Annotated in this window: 14 protein-coding genes and 1 pseudogene; 13 read left to right on the top strand and 2 right to left on the bottom strand. The window is 31.7% G+C overall.

All coding sequences use genetic code 11. The features are described 5' to 3' along the window. Positions 1-53: 53 nt before the first annotated feature. The 12 genes from KPL50_RS15370 to KPL50_RS27950 all read left to right on the top strand — a co-directional run bounded on the left by KPL50_RS15370 (position 54) and on the right by KPL50_RS27950 (position 13,240). A complete protein-coding gene (locus KPL50_RS15370; protein WP_216299414.1) occupies positions 54-722 on the top strand; it encodes an NAD(P)H-binding protein in 669 nt (222 codons plus the stop codon). Positions 723-743: 21 nt separating this feature from the next. Continuing rightward, a complete protein-coding gene (locus KPL50_RS15365; RefSeq protein WP_253200648.1) occupies positions 744-1,070 on the top strand; it encodes a helix-turn-helix transcriptional regulator in 327 nt (108 codons plus the stop codon). A 510-nt stretch (positions 1,071-1,580) separates the two neighbouring features. Continuing rightward, on the top strand, positions 1,581-3,269 hold the full coding sequence (locus KPL50_RS15360; protein ID WP_375372928.1) for a GspE/PulE family protein: 1,689 nt from the start codon (positions 1,581-1,583) through the stop codon (positions 3,267-3,269). A 13-nt stretch (positions 3,270-3,282) separates the two neighbouring features. After that, entirely contained in the window at positions 3,283-4,491 is a 1,209-nt protein-coding gene (locus KPL50_RS15355; RefSeq protein ID WP_216299413.1) for a type II secretion system F family protein, read from the top strand. Positions 4,492-4,618: 127 nt separating this feature from the next. Beyond that, the gene (locus KPL50_RS15350; RefSeq protein WP_253200647.1) at positions 4,619-5,041 is read left to right on the top strand and encodes a type II secretion system protein; all 423 of its coding nucleotides are present in this window, start codon (positions 4,619-4,621) and stop codon (positions 5,039-5,041) included. Between the two features lie 985 nt (positions 5,042-6,026). Continuing rightward, on the top strand, positions 6,027-6,503 hold the full coding sequence (locus KPL50_RS15345) for a hypothetical protein (RefSeq protein ID WP_216299412.1): 477 nt from the start codon (positions 6,027-6,029) through the stop codon (positions 6,501-6,503). Positions 6,504-6,522: 19 nt separating this feature from the next. Continuing rightward, positions 6,523-8,064, top strand: coding sequence for a prepilin-type N-terminal cleavage/methylation domain-containing protein (locus KPL50_RS15340; protein WP_216299411.1), 1,542 nt, complete (start codon positions 6,523-6,525; stop codon positions 8,062-8,064). 20 nt (positions 8,065-8,084) lie between these two features. Then, positions 8,085-9,641 (top strand): Ig-like domain-containing protein, encoded by a 1,557-nt coding sequence (locus tag KPL50_RS15335; RefSeq protein ID WP_216299456.1) that lies wholly within the window; start codon positions 8,085-8,087, stop codon positions 9,639-9,641. A 225-nt stretch (positions 9,642-9,866) separates the two neighbouring features. Further along, positions 9,867-10,982 carry a pilus assembly protein PilM gene (pilM, locus tag KPL50_RS15330; protein ID WP_216299410.1) on the top strand — a complete coding sequence of 372 codons (1,116 nt, stop codon included), beginning with the start codon at positions 9,867-9,869 and terminating at the stop codon, positions 10,980-10,982. Between the two features lie 9 nt (positions 10,983-10,991). Further along, positions 10,992-11,564, top strand: a complete 573-nt coding sequence (locus KPL50_RS15325) for a PilN domain-containing protein (protein ID WP_216299409.1) — start codon at positions 10,992-10,994, stop codon at positions 11,562-11,564. After that, positions 11,551-12,882, top strand: coding sequence for a hypothetical protein (locus KPL50_RS15320; protein WP_216299408.1), 1,332 nt, complete (start codon positions 11,551-11,553; stop codon positions 12,880-12,882). The genes KPL50_RS15325 and KPL50_RS15320 overlap by 14 nt, the downstream gene beginning before the upstream one ends. Before the next feature lie 85 nt (positions 12,883-12,967). Further along, positions 12,968-13,240, top strand: coding sequence for a DUF5658 family protein (locus KPL50_RS27950; protein ID WP_375372930.1), 273 nt, complete (start codon positions 12,968-12,970; stop codon positions 13,238-13,240). 247 nt (positions 13,241-13,487) lie between these two features. Here the strand turns inward: KPL50_RS27950 and KPL50_RS15315 are convergent, their stop codons facing one another. Further along, complete coding sequence (locus KPL50_RS15315; protein WP_216299407.1) at positions 13,488-13,637, bottom strand: hypothetical protein; 150 nt, start codon at positions 13,635-13,637, stop codon at positions 13,488-13,490. A gap of 79 nt (positions 13,638-13,716) precedes the next feature. After that, positions 13,717-13,902 (bottom strand): annotated as a pseudogene (locus tag KPL50_RS27945) (cell wall-binding repeat-containing protein); the annotation flags it as partial. A 274-nt stretch (positions 13,903-14,176) separates the two neighbouring features. On the opposite strand from KPL50_RS27945, the gene KPL50_RS15305 reads away from it, so the two are divergent. Then, entirely contained in the window at positions 14,177-15,892 is a 1,716-nt protein-coding gene (locus KPL50_RS15305; RefSeq protein ID WP_216299406.1) for an acyl-CoA dehydrogenase family protein, read from the top strand. Positions 15,893-15,942 lie beyond the last annotated feature (50 nt).

Below are 15,942 nucleotides of genomic sequence, written 5' to 3'. Positions count from 1 at the left end.
AATTTATCAGTGTGCAAGTTAACACACTAAATATAGAAAGGAAGTGGCATAAAGTGGGAAATAAAAGTGCGTTAGTACTTGGAGCTAGTGGCCTGGTGGGACAGGATTTAACTAAGATGCTTATAGATTCATCAGAATATAATGAAGTTACACTATTAGTACGAAAAAAATTAAATATAGAAAGTGAAAAAATTCATCAAGAAATAGTAGATTTTAATAGCTTGGAAAAATATCGTTTACTCTTTGATGTGGATAGTGTGTTTTGCTGTCTTGGCACAACGATTAAAATAGCAAAAACAAAAGAGAATTTTAAAAAGGTGGATTTAGAATATCCAATTACAAGTGCTCAAATTACAAAAGGATCAGGAAAAGGTAGGTTCTTTGTTATTTCTGCATTTGGCTCTAATGAAAAGTCTAAAATTTTTTATAACAGCGTAAAAGGGACATTAGAAAGAAGGTTAAAAGATATGAACTTGGATTCCCTTCACATATTTAGGCCATCAATTCTTATGGGAGATAGAAAAGACTTTAGGTTAGGTGAAAGAGTTACACTAGCGTTATGCAAAGTGCTACCCTTTGTTTTTATTGGTAAGCTTAAAAAATACAAACCTACAAAAACAACAGCTTTGGCTGAAGCAATGTATAAAGCTTCATTAAATAATAATAAGGGCAATTGTGTACATGAACCAGAAGATATATATAAATTAGCAGCTGAAGGTTAGAAAGGAGGTCCTATTAATAAAATGTCTAATAAAGAAAGAAAATTAAAAATAATGACCATATTTAAAGAATGCATTCCATTGTTTTCAGTCTTATCTGATGAAAAGAGACAAGAAATAGTTATCATTTTGTCTGAAACACCTGAAGGTTTAAATGTAAATGCTATAACAGAAAAAATTGAATTATCAAGACCGGCAGTTTCCCACCATCTTAAAATCTTGAAACAAGCTGGCATAGTGGAAGTAATGAGAAAGGGAATAGAAAATTACTATTTTTTAATTCTAAAGGAATCTGTAGAAAATCTAAAGAAACTAATAATGACTGTTGAAGAAAATTGCGAATTAAAATAATAAAAATTTGGGGGTTACCTTCCTCTACCAATATGGACAGGAAATAACTAAACAAATACTCTAAGAAAAGAAACATAGGCATTAAAACATGGGAAGTCCGTAACTGAAATTATGCTATAAGAGAGGGCAATATAATTACGGGTGGCAGGGCCGAAAGCTGGGAAAAATATTGTGAGAAAAATTATTGGGTAATAATGGAATGCATATGAAGCATTGAAAATAAGTAAGTTGTAGGGTAAGATATAAACAACAATTCTCAATGGAAAACATGCTTTAGAAATTGTGAATTTAATTAAAAAATGAGTGAAATTAAAGAAAATAAATGGAATTAGGGGTGGAGGAAAAAATATAAAAAAATGTAAAATTTACTATAAAAAGTGAAAAAATATTGTAATAACTTGTTTATCGTATTACAATTATATTAATTAATTATAGAAAAAGAGGTAGAATAGTATAAATTTGTTATTATAGAAATATGTCAAATGAATTCTTAATAAAGGGGCATAGCCAATGAAGAATATGGCAAAAAAGAGATTAGGAGATTTATTAGTCGAATCTAGAAAGATAGATCTAGAACAACTTAGGAAAGTGCTCATGAAACAGAAAGGCACTGGGAAAAGAATAGGACAACTTCTTATTGAAGATGGTATTTTAAGCGAAGAAGATATTTTAGAAGTTCTAGAGCAACAATTATCTATAAAAAGAGTACATTTAGATAGGGAAGATATTGAGCAAAAAGTTGTTCAAATAATACCAGAAATCATTTCGAAAAAATATAACTTAGTTGCTTTTGGTATGGAAGACAATAAACTAAAGGTTGCCATGTCTGATCCACTAAATATATTTGCAATAGACGACGTTACAATATCTACAGCTTTTGATGCTATAATATATATTTCATCAACAAAAGATATTAAAAATACAATTGATAAGTATTATGCTAGTCAAAATGCGAAGAAAGCTGCTGAGGATTTATCAAAGGCCCAAGGAACAAATGAAGAGAAGGAAGAAAACAAAGCACAATTAGATGATATAAAAAGCGCTCCAGCGGTGAGACTCGTTGATTCTATTATAAGTGATGCAATAAAGCTGAAGGCTAGTGATATACATATAGAACCTTTTGAAAGTCACATAAAAATAAGATATAGAATAGATGGTACCCTAAAAGAAATAGCTAAATACAATAAAGATATATTTAATGCTTTTATAACCCGTATAAAAATACTTGCAGAATTAAATATTGCAGAAAAGAGAGTTCCACAGGATGGCAGAATTTTAACAGATGTAGATAATAAGAGGGTAGATTTGCGTGTATCCACTTTGCCAACAATTCACGGTGAAAAGATTGTTATCCGTGTACTAGATAGAGAAAATTTCTTAGTAGGTAAAGAAAAACTAGGTATGAACGAAGATGATTTAGAAAAAGTAGAAAAAATACTTAAAAATCCATATGGAATAATTTTGGTTACAGGCCCTACAGGTAGTGGAAAATCCACTACACTATATACCTTATTAAGCGAACTTAATGATAACAGTAAGAATATTATAACAGTAGAAGACCCTGTGGAGTATGTAGTAGATGGAATAAACCAAGTAAGCGTAAATGTGAAAGCAGGACTAACTTTTGCATCGGGCCTCCGGTCGATTTTAAGACAAGACCCTGATGTGGTTATGATAGGCGAGATAAGGGACAATGAAACAGCAGAAATAGCTACCAGAGCATCTATAACAGGGCATATAGTACTAAGTACAATTCACACCAACGATGCACCTTCAGCAATTGTAAGGCTTATAGACATGGATATACAACCCTACCTAGTGGCTAGTGCTATAGCAGGAATTATATCTCAAAGACTAGTAAAAAAAATATGTCCAATGTGCAATGAAACTTATATAGCAACTGATTTTGAAAAAGAAATCCTAGGCATTCACTCAAATGAAGAGCTATTGCTTCATAAGGGTAAAGGTTGTGGCCACTGTAGCAACAGTGGATATGCAGGAAGAATAGGTGTATACGAAATAATGGAAGTAACTCGTAAACACAGGGAATACATCATGCGTAATGCTAGTGTAGATGAAATAAGAGATATATGCATAGAAAATGGAATGAAAACGCTAAAAACATCCTGTACTGATTTAGTATTAAAAGGAATGACAACGGTTCAAGAACTGATTAAGATAGCGTTTTTAAAAGAATAACGGGGGTGAGTAAGTGCCTACATTTAAATATAAAGTTATGAATCATCAAGGTGAAAAATCAGAAGGAATATTTAAGGCTAGTAGTAAAAATGAAGTATTGGCCATGATAGAGGATAATAATTATTATCCTATAGAAATTAAAGAAACATTAGAACGTGGGCAGAAGGATGTATTTGAATCTTTTGTAAAGGTTAAAACAAAGGACCTTTACATTTTCTGTAGGCAGTTTCACACCATGATAAATGCAGGTGCTAACATCTCCAATGTATTAGATGTTTTAAAAAAACAAACTGCAAATAAAAAATTGAAGAAGTGCTTAAATGAAGCACATGATGATGTACAAAAGGGTATTTCTCTGTCGGAAGCACTTGGAAAGCATAATGATGTGTTTCCCAATTTACTGATAAATATGGTTAACACTGGTGAAGTCAGTGGTAATCTAGATATAATAATGAGTAGAATGGCATCTCATTATGAAAAAGAAAATAAAATAAACAACCAACTTAAGAGTGCTATGGTGTATCCTATGGTACTAGCAGGCTTATCAGTGGTAGTGGTGATTTTCCTTTTAACCTTTATAATGCCTACTTTCACAGGAATGTTTGAAGGCTCAGGGGTAGCACTACCAGCACCCACCAGGATAGTTATGGGGTTAAGCAAATTTATACGAACTAAATGGTACATACTAGTTGTAGTTATAGGTGGAGCAGTTTATGGTATGAAAACTTATGCTAAGACTCCAGAAGGTAGACTATCACTAGATGGATTAAAATTAAAATTACCAATAATTAAAGATACTACAGAAAAAGTAATAGTATCTAGATTTACTAGAACACTATCTACAGTACTTGCTAGTGGTGTACCTTTGGTACAAGCCCTAGAAGTAGTACGCAAAGTAGTTGGAAATAAAGTAGCAGAAAACAGCTTAGAACAAATTAAGGAAAAAGTATTAAAAGGCATCTCTTTAGGAGAAGCGATAGGAGATGAATCTCTATTTCCAGTAATGCTAAACTCCATGATAAAAATAGGGGAAGAGTCAGGTTCGCTAGATGATATATTGGATAAAACTGCGAATTTTTATGATGAAGAATTAGAAGCATCTCTGAAAAGAATGACTACAATGATAGAGCCACTTATGATTATAGTAATGGGAGTTTTAATTGGATTTATAGTTATTGCTATGATGATGCCGATGTTTGAGATGATGAATACAGTTCAGTAATAGTTTGGTTAATATGATATAACTATAAAATGTGTGCATGGTAATTATAAAAATTAGCAATATTAATATTTTGTAGTTAACTCATTATTATATATTTAAAATATTAGATTATAAGGGGGAATTATTAATGAAAATGGATTTAGTTAAACTGGATTTAATGAAGAAAAATAAGAGGAAAGGGTTTACTCTAATCGAACTTATTGTGGTTATTGCAATTATTGGTATTTTAGCTGCAATAGCAGTTCCTAGGTTATCAGGTTTCACAGACAAAGCAAAAATTTCTTCAGACAAAGCTACATTTACAACCTTAAACCGCGCTGTTGCAATAGGTGTTGCAAATGGTGATATTACCACAACAGCAACAGCAACAATAGCTACAACTGGAGCAATTGTGACGGTACCAGCTACTCTTATTGAATCTGGATCAGCTTTCAAACTTTCTGCAAATATACCTGCTACAGGTACAAAAGTACTAACTTGGACTATTTCAGGTGGAGCGATTAGTGCTGCACCATCAATTGTTGATACGACAGGTGTTATAACACCATAAGAAGCTAACTCCCACAGGTAATTTGCAAGACCACGGAGGTAACAAACAAAATCTCCGCTTTTTGAACAAAAAATAAAAGCAAGGCGGTCCGTTGGTACGCCAAGGCCCCCTAGGGGTAGCTCGAATTGTGTCGAAATTGATACTAGCAAATAAAAACTTCTAGTTCTTGTTACCACCTCAGGGGAGGTAATTGTGGAAGTTTATACTTAGCAAGTTCAACCCTTCGGCCTCACAAAGCCCTCCGGAAGTGGTGAACAAACTGTGAAGCAACATGCAAATGCATGGTGCTTCCTCTTTGAAATGGAAGAAATTCTATTTTCACTAGTATCAAATAAAAATTTTCAGTTCTTGTTACTACCTTATAGAAAGTAACAAGAACTGAAAATTCATACTGAAAATTCCAATAAAAATCATTGAAAAAATGTAATTACTCATTTTCAACTCAAAATTTGTAGCCTAGACAAAGGCTCGGAACAAACAAAAATAGTTCTAGGAAGCAAACAAAAATATTATAACGACAAAAGGTTTAGTAATTTGTATCCCGAATATGGAATAAGGAAAATCTAAATTAGTAAAGGCATTAAAGTGAAGGGCTGTAGCTTTAAATATTAGTTCAAGTAGTATTAATAAGTTATTTATTGAAGATATATAAGTTAACGATGAAAATTACAGTTTAGAAGATACTGTTGAGGTTATAGATTTAAAATATTCTAGTTTTTGTTTGAAAAGTTTTTATTTTTAAAACTTAAATTTCAGTGTGAAAGTAGTGAACTGCTTAGGATGAAACTTAAATTCAAAATCTTAATAATGAAAAAAACTTTATGTTAGGATTTTTTATAGTAGTATTTTGGGAGAAAGTTTAATTAATTGGTATATGACTATATTTTTTCAAGATATTAAGTATGCATTACTTAGAATTATAGTTGTGAAATAAGAACCTATTAAACTGTATAGAAATAAGTCATTTAAGAAATGAGGAATGGCAATGAAAAAATGGTGTGTTTTAAAAAAAAGGAAAGGTGCAGCACTTGTATGGGTACTATTGGTTTTTACAGTCTTAATGATATTGATGAGTTCTGTTATGTATATTGTGAGGCAAAACATTTTTGAGACAACCAAACAAAAAGAGCGGATTCAAACCTATTATATTGCCTTAGCCGGTGTTGACTTAACATATGCTGCATTAATGAATCCAGATTACAATCCTAAGAAAATTGAGGCAGCTGTCATTAAGCTAAAGAGGGATAATAAACCTATAATAGATACTATTATAATTGATATTAAGGGCGTAGAAAAAGGAACAGCTACCGTAACCATAGATAGAATAAAAGAGAATGAAATTAACTGGATAAAAGTTACATCTGTGGGTCAGTTAAAGGGTAATAGTACAAAAGTTCCATCTACAATGAGAATAAATGAGGATAATAACAACCAAATAGTAAGAGAAAAAATAGCTAAGTAAGATATGTGAGGTGAGATATATGATTAGAAAGGATCTTAGGTATAATAAGGGGTTTACATTAGTAGAACTAATATTGACTATAGCTATAACCAGTCTAGTGATTATGATCAGTGCAAATTTACTTATTTTAGGTACGAAGTCACACAAGTTAACAGTAAAAGAGTATGATCTTCAATCCTCTATAAGGATTGTTACAGAAGAGACAACTAAAATTGTAAGATATTCTAAGGCAGTTTTTGCTGTGCCACAAACTTTTATTTCAAGTACTAATAGCATGGATCCCGGTTGGAACTATTTCATGGTATCTCCTGATAGAAAACGAATAGTTGTAATGGAGTACAATGGGAGCAAGCATAAAGAAAGGGTTTTAGTAGGGGTACAGGATAATATTGAATATGAAGTGTTTTTTGAAAAAGACGCCTCAGCTAAGAGCAACAATGCAATGAAATATAAGATTTATGCTTATGCAATAGATGCTGAAGGAAATAGAACAAGAGAAAAGATAGTTTTTGAATCCACTGTAGAATCTACCAATGCAGTACAAGTAGTTGATAAAGGCACAAAAGCATCTCCATCAGTGGCCTTAGCTTATCGTAATGATGGACAAACATCTGGTAAAGGGAAAAATCAAATAGCTTATATAACCATAGTAACGGATGTATCTGGTAGTATGAATGAAACTCCAGCTGGAGCTGGTAATTCAAGCACAGAAGCAACTAATGCAAGAATAAGATACGTAAGAGAAGCATTAACAGGAACTTTAGCTAATCCTGAGGCGGGAATAATACAACGATTTTCAAAAGAAGAAAATGTATTTATATCGTTGGTGCCATTTTCTACAACTGGAAATTATCCTAATCCTACTGCTAATAAGAACCCTAGCGATAGACAGCCTATATACGATGTCTATCTTGAAAATAAGAAAAATGATTTGGTAGAGGTCATAAAAAAAACAAAAGCAGCAGGTGGTACAAATACTGGGGATGGCCTAAGACAAGCCTATAATCTTCATAATGATTTTAGAACAAGAATGTCAATAAATGTAGAAGATCAGGTGCATCATTATATGATTCTGTTGGTAGATGGAGAAACAACATACGAAACTAAAAAGGGTAATTGGAATAGGTATGAGAATGGGTCGTATTGGAATCCCTACAGGTGGGAGTTCAATGCTTCTACATTAGATCCAAAGTATTATTTAGATAAAGGAAATATTGATTTCCTTTATGAAGATGACCAGAAGGGGAGTAATCCAAATACTAACTATGCCATTACCGGTAATGGAAGTGACGTAATTACAAAAAGTCCATCATATGTTACTTCTGTAGGCAGCTTAATTAAAAATTTCGATGCTGGTAATGGAGTGAAAAGCTATCTTATAGGTTATGCAAGTAACCTAGGGACTCATATTAGGTCTATTGGAACAAGCATTGGAACAGAGCCAGGCAGTATCTATAGATATGATGACCCAGGATTTAATTTAGATGAGGTATTTAAAAATATTGCAAATGATATTATGTCTGATTTTTGGTTAGTTTCAGGTCCTCAAATAATAAAATAGATGAGAGTAAGGTGAGTTTTATGCGAAAAAGAAATGGTTTTACTTTAGTGGAGGTTATTTTAGCTATTGCTATTTTAGGTATTATCAGCGTAAGCTTCCTAACGATTTTGAGCAGTCATTTCATATTTCTTAATAAAACCAAGGTTATTTCCCAAGAAGTATTTTTAACTCAACGGGATATGGAAATGGAAATTGATAATGTGAAAGAAAAGATTAGAAATAAAGAATTAATTTTAAAAGAAAAAGTCATTTTTAACAGTTTAGGTGGAATTAAAGTAAATTATTATGAAGTTGAAAAGACTCATAATAATAAAGCATATTATACTCTTGTTTCCAACGTTAAGCCTGAAGTATTAACGCCTATCGCGCTTAAAAATATTGGGATAAAGGTAAAACAAGGGAGTAACAATGTCTCTTATGGATATGTTACAGGAGGCTTTAGTATAGTTGGGAATTTTGAGAATGATGCTGCATATAAATGGGATCATTTGTTGAATGTAGTTGAGTGGTATGTTTCAACTAAGGAGTATACCACGCCGTTACCTAAAGATCCAAGGTTTAGTTTAAACGATGACATTATAAATGATTCATATTATTATCCTCTTTTCCCAAGGGATTATGAGTTGGTGTCCAATGAGACTATAAATAATTTTGGTTCTTACGAAAGGACTTTTCCATTATCATTAGAGGAGTATAAGGGCAGACATATTATATTTACTGCAACTCCGGGTGCTAAGTCAGGTAAAATTGGCAAACAAAGTGTAAGTTCACCGGTTTTTATATCAGGCTTACCCATAACACAAAATGCGGTATCTCATTTTGATGCAGGATTTATAGATCCATCTGCTCCTACTGAAGTAGATGTAAATAAGGTCAGAAAATGGCTTGATATTTCAAGTATATACGGTCAAAGTATACCAAATGAATCTGCAAGTAAGATCGATAAAACACCAGAGTTAATGAAAATGGGAATGGGAACAGGGTTTAAATGGCAATATGTGAGCTTTAGTGCAAATGATCAATATTTAGAAATACCAAGTCAAAATACAAATAATAATGATATTTATATCTTTGCCGTAGTTCGAAATAAAATAGGAAATGAAGAATCTGTTTTTTTGAAAAATGGGGAACATGAATTTAGTATACCAAAAGAAGAGACCACTGGAGGTCAAAAATGGTTTCTTGTAAAAGAAGCAATTAGTTCGAAAAATGATAAGTTTAGAATAGGTGGTCCTAATGTTGATATTGCAGAGGTTGTAATATATAAGGGTAGACTAACTTCTGAGAAAATCGATACTATTGAAAAATATTTTAATGAAAAATATAAATCACCTATTCTAATAGGGGATATAAGTGAACTTAAATCTATGCAAAGTAATATAAAATTAGGAGCAAGTTTTAATTTACCCTCATTTGTTTTAGCAGAGATGTCTAGAGGTTATGAAAAGCCTGTAGCTGTATCATGGACTGGCACAGTTAATTTGAATACCCTTGGTCAATATAAGTTAGAAGGAACCTCATTAACAAATCCAAATAAAAAAATGACTTATACACTAAACGTTGTTGACAATAAGTAGTATAAACTCCGACTACTGAACAATACAAGTTGTTACTTGGACAATTGAAAGTTATTTAATAATTACAGTTGTTGCACCCAGTAATAAAATGATAGCTGAATCGTAGGGACAAGCTTATATCTACTGGGTGCATGTTTTTTACATATTAGATTTGAATGAAGTGAAGAAAAATTAGAAATTTATAGAAACATTTCAAACCAATACACTGAAGAGAGGTGACCACCCATGTTCAACCAAAAGGTATTATCCCTAGACATAGGTTCAAAAAACACAAAGATAGTTCTAGGAAGTCAAAGTAGAAAAAACGTTATTATAGAAAAAGCTATTACTATCCCTACTCCAGTGGGATGTTATAATGATGGGAATATTTTAGATGTAACTAAATTTAAAAGTGAAATTATGGATGTTTTGCAAGGACAAAGTATAAAATGTAGAAACATTATTATCACTACCAAAAGTACATCAGTTATAACTAGAGATATTGAAATTCCAGTAGCAAAACAAGAAGATATGGTCTCTATAATTAATTTTCAAATGGAAAAATATTTACCAATTAAGTTTGAAAATTATATAATTCAATATAGAATATTAGAAGAATTCCAAGACGAAAATGTAAAGATGGCAAAAATTACAGTAGTAGTTTATCCTAAAACAATGGCAGAGGGATATTATAAGTTAGTAAAAGAATTAAATGGGAATGCAGTAGCATTAGATATCAGTTCAAATAGTATTAATAAATTATTTATTGAAGATATAAGAGTTAATGATGAAAATTATAGCATAGAAGATACTGTCGCAATTATAGATTTAGGATATGATTTCATAAATGTAAATATTATTACAGATAGAAATGTTCAGTTTACCAGAATTATTACTTATGGTGGTTCTAATATAGAAATAGATATTTCTAAGCAATTATCTATTTCAGAAGAAGAAGCTGAAAAGCAAAAGATCAAATTTTGTGATTTACAAGGAGGATCTTTAAGTGAAATGAAGAGTCCAACAATAAATGATATCGCAAAAGCACAGATAATAATGTGGACTCAAGAAATAGAAAAATTATTTAATTATTACAAAAATAAAGAACAAGGAAATAAAATAGATAAGATATATATCTATGGAGGAAGTTCTAATCTTAAGGGTATAGAAACGTTTATAAAAGATGCATTGTATTTACCTGTTACCAAAATACAGAGATTAAGTAATGTAAACTGTTCTAAAACAAAAGAGCTTAATGTAAAGCAAGCGAAAGTAGATTTATCTAAAGTAGATTCAGCTAAAATAGAGCTAGATTTAAGCAAATATCTAAACGCTATAGGAGCAATAATAAGATTGAGGTAGGTGAAATTTATGAAGGATTTTAATTTTTTTGATACATATGCAGGAAGTAGAAAAGATTTTAAAAAAGGATATTTGTATGGTGCTATTTTATCTACATGTTTAGTAATTTTGGTAATTTTTATGTGTGTATTTAACTATTTTAACATAAGTAAGTTAAATTCAGAGATAGTGGATATACAGCAAAATCTAAATTCAAAAGATAATATTGATAAGTTGAAAGAAATTGAAAATGAAGAAAAGAAATTAGCTATTATGAATAAGTACAGTGGTATGGTAGTAAATATTAATACTGGCATAAATAATAATGATTTTGTAGGTAGCAAAGTAATAGATAAAATAAATGCTTGTGTTCCTGAAGGTGTTTATTTTAAATCCATGGCTTTAGATGCCACTGGAATGCAACTTGAAGCTGAAGGAAAAGATAGAGAAACAATAGCGGTATTTGAGCGATCTTTACGAAGCTTAGATATTGTAAAAGAAGTTCATATTGCTACCATAAATTCATCATCTACGGAAACTGAAAACCTTACTTTTAGTTTAAATTGTACTTTAAAGGACGTTGATAATTATGAAGATAACTAAAAGAGAACAAGTATTAATAGGAGCTTTATTAATAGTATTATTAGGCTACAGCTTTTATAATTTTATTTACACAAAACAAATTCAAAGGATAAGTGAATTAAAAGCAAGTAGATATACGTACTCTCAAAAATGGGAGCAGGCTAAAGTGAAAATTGCCTCAAAAAATAAAATGAGTGAACAGTATAAAACTTTGAATGCTAAAATATTTAATGAAACAGATAAGCTATTTACATCTATTGAACAGGAACAGATCATAGTGGTTTTAGACAAAATGATTAAGGACAGTGATCTTCAGGCAGATGTGTTAGAGTTTTCAGAAATAAATGGTGAAAGCACCACAGCAGATACTAGCAAAAATGTTAATAATGAAGATAAAAGCAAAATTGCTAGCAATGAATTAGACAAGCTTGTAAGTGACTTTAATGCTAATTCTAAAAAAGATGCTAATAGTGAAAAAACAAATAATAATAATGCTACTACAAAAACTGATAATGCAAATATTATTGGTGCATATAAAATGCAAGTTACACTTAAATTTAAGGGTATGTATGATGAAATTATAGGTTTTATAGGTCAAGTAGAAGCTTACGATAAAAAGATAGTTATAAATAATATAAAGCTAGATGGAGCTGAGGGTAGTGACGTATCAGGAACTCTTATGTTAGAGTTTTATGGTATTCCTAAACTTAATGATAATGATAACTTTAAGTGGGATTATAAAAAGCCTAATGGTAATGTGAAGCCTTTTGTTGGGTCATCTACTTCATTACAAGTTAATAATCAGATAATAACAAATAATGGAGAAAATAATGCAGTAAAAGATGACAATGAAATAATAATAAAGAAAGAAGAAAATAAGGTAGCAGAGGATGAAACAAAAAATGACTTTGTTATGAGTACAAAGCCTATAGCATCTGATTTGCACACTGTAACAATTGAAAAGGCAAAAGACCAGTCAAAGCAATCATATATTTATTCAGATAATGAAGGAACAGAGTTAGTAGAGTTTTCTTTTGAAAAAGTTGGAAATAAATATTTTTATAAATATAAAACAGGCATAAAAACATATCCTAAAGAGTTTAGCGATCATATTGAATTTGTACCTACTGGAGAGAATATAATTCTAAATATAGTTTCACAAAAAAGAGGCTTAGTGTCAGATTTATCAGGAGCCAATATTAAAATTATAAATGCTACTGATAAAAGTGTTATTGTGAATATTTTAGATGATGATAAAATTAAACCGAGAGTTAAAATAATAAAAGAAAAAGGGGATATTTCAGTTAATAGAAATTACATTTACTACACTGATAAGTAATAGAAGTATTTAGAACTTTGAGCTGTATATTTAATGTAGCAACCTTCAATTAACCTAAGTTTAAAACTTACACACATGGTCTGATATATTATTTACACTTTTCCTAGTCAACACGGGTATGTTCTTAGAAGCAAATGCTATTATGGCACCAGTGGTAAACAATATGCAAGTACTAAGTCTAATCATTAAAATAGTGGTCCCATTGGCATTGCTGCTTTGGGTTTACCAAAGAATGAAAAAAGCCACCTCAAAGCAGTTACACCAGTCCAACATAATAATTATTGCATGGCTAATATTATATGGATTAATAAATATATCACATATCGTATGGAGTATCCTATACATTGTAATGAGTTGAACCTATGTATCGTGATGCTAAAATTTGTACAATATATGAAGGTACAAATTGGTAAGAGGATCCTAAAGGAAATTGAAGCAAATAAAAAACAAGTCTCACCATGTTAGACTTGTTTTTTATTTGCTTATTTTTTCGATGGATTCAGCAAGGCATTCATCAATGACATCTTCACTGATTATAAATATTTGTTCATTACTCAAAATAGTCCACTCTCCCTTCTTCATATACATATAATCTCATGTTTATGTTAAAAGAAGATTAAGCTAACGTTAAAATTATGAGAACTTTTATATTTTGGTGCAATTACTAAAGCATCTGCTAATTTAAGACTTTCAGTTACATAAATATTTGTTTGCTCTTTATTAAAGAACTTACCTACAACTATGGCATGTTTCATATCTGTCCATGCCACCAAGCCTATTGTTAGTTATGTTTTCTGATGTAAGTTTATTTAATGCTTCCATAACTGAATCACTAACAACTCCAACTCCACCTATGACATAAGCTGATTTAAGATTTTGAGCAGATAACCAGTCTGGAACTTCTTTTGAAATTGATTTTTGCTCTACTAAGATTATTGGAGATTTATCTATTGCTGCCTTAGATGCAACTGTTAAAGCATCAGCAGGAGTATATCCATTAAATACATAAACATTAGTAATTTTTTGTTGTTTAGCTAAATATTTAGAACTTCAACAGATGTTTCATATCTATTTATTCCTGCAACTCTAATTACATTAATGCCAGCCTTAGACATTTCAGCTATTGCATCATCTGAAACAATTGGAAAAAAAGCATGAACAGATATTAACTATTATAGAATATTAATTAAAAATAAGGAGGATTAAACCCAAAATTGTAGAATATAGTATTATAAGTGAAAAAGATATTTTAACCTTGAAAAATTAAAATAATATTATAATAGGAGATGTCTTAATGAATTTTAAATTAACTAATGAACAGGAATCACTTAAAAATATTATAAGAGAATTTGCTGAAACTAAAATTGAACCAATTTCCTTTCAACTGGATGAAAAAAGTATTTTTCCGGAAAAAATTATAAAGGAAATGGGCGAATTAGATATTATGGGAATTCCATATCCGAAAAAATATGGAGGAGCTGGAATGGATATATTAACTTATGCCATTGCGGTGGAAGAATTGTCTAGGGTGGATGCAGGAGTGGGTGTTGCACTATCTGCACATGTGTCACTAGGATCATGGCCTATTATGGAATTTGGAACAGAGGAGCAAAAGGAAAAATATCTTACTCCACTTGCTTCTGGGGAGAAGATTGGTGCCTTCGGTCTAACAGAAGAAAATGCTGGCAGTGATGCTAGTAACACAGAAACCACTGCTGTGTTAAAGGGGGATCATTATATACTTAATGGCGCAAAAATATTTATCACTAACGGTGGATATGCACAAATTTATGTAATATTTGCAGTTACTACTCCAGGAATAGGAACTAGGGGAATTAGTGCTTTTATTGTGGAAAATGATTGGGAAGGATTTACTTTTGGTACACATTACAATAAAATGGGTATTCGTTCATCTGCTACGGCTGAGCTGCTCTTCCGTGATGTCAAAGTACCTGCTGAAAACCTGCTGGGAAAAGAAGGACAAGGGTTCAAAATTGCTATGATGACATTAGAGGGTGGACGTATTGGTATTGCTGCGCAAGCACTAGGAATTGCCCAAGGAGCTTATGAAAAGGCTCTAGAATACTCTAAAGAAAGGGTTCAGTTTGGGAAACCCATTTGCGAACAACAAGTCATCGCATTTAAACTTGCGGATATGGCTACTAAAATTCGTGCGGCCCGCTTTATGGTATATAGTGCAGCTGAACTTAAGCAAGAGCATGAGTCCTATGGAACTGAATCTGCCATGGCGAAACTCTACGCTTCTGATGTTTGCCTTGAAGTTGTTAATGATGCAGTTCAAATTTATGGAGGGTATGGCTACATAAAGGGTTTTGCTGTGGAACGCATGTATCGTGATGCTAAAATTTGTACAATATATGAGGGTACGAATGAAATTCATAAGCTAATCATTTCTCATTCAATTTTGCATAATTCTAAAAAAACTCCCACAGCCAGCGTTATTAGTGCCACAAATGTAGCAGAAATTAAACCTGCTGCAAAAGTAGTAACGGAAAACCGTAAGGGTATTATTATAAAAGAAGGCTCCACGGAAGAAAAAATAGCCACTTTGATAAACTATCTAAAAATTGAAAACATCAAAAGTCAAGATAGCTCGAATGTACATCTGGGTGGAAATATTGGCGATGCCGATAAAGTATGCAGTATAGGGCGCGGTTTAGTTGATCAAAAGGACTTGCCTATAATAGAAGCCTTGGCAGAGGCTATGGGGGCTCAAGTTGGTTGTTCTCGTCCTGTTGCTGAGGAAAACGAATGGATGCCTCTTGATCGATATGTAGGAATATCTGGTCAGAAATTTAAAGGGTCATTGTACCTAGCTATTGGAATATCGGGTCAGGTTCAGCATGTGCGTGGAATTCGTGATGCCAAGATTATTGTTGCTATTAACACGGATGAAAGAGCTCCAATATTTTCTCATGCTGATTATGGTATTGTGGGTGATTTGTATGAAGTTGTACCAATGCTCACTGAAGTTTTAAAAAAAGGTTAAATTATTAAAAGTGGAAGTTTTAGTAAGTCAAAGGAATAATAGATAAGAAA

The organism is Clostridium sp. CF012 (assembly GCF_018861755.1).
Classification (GTDB): Bacteria; Bacillota; Clostridia; order Clostridiales; family Clostridiaceae; genus Clostridium_AD.
This window is presented reverse-complemented; position numbering and strand designations above follow the sequence as displayed.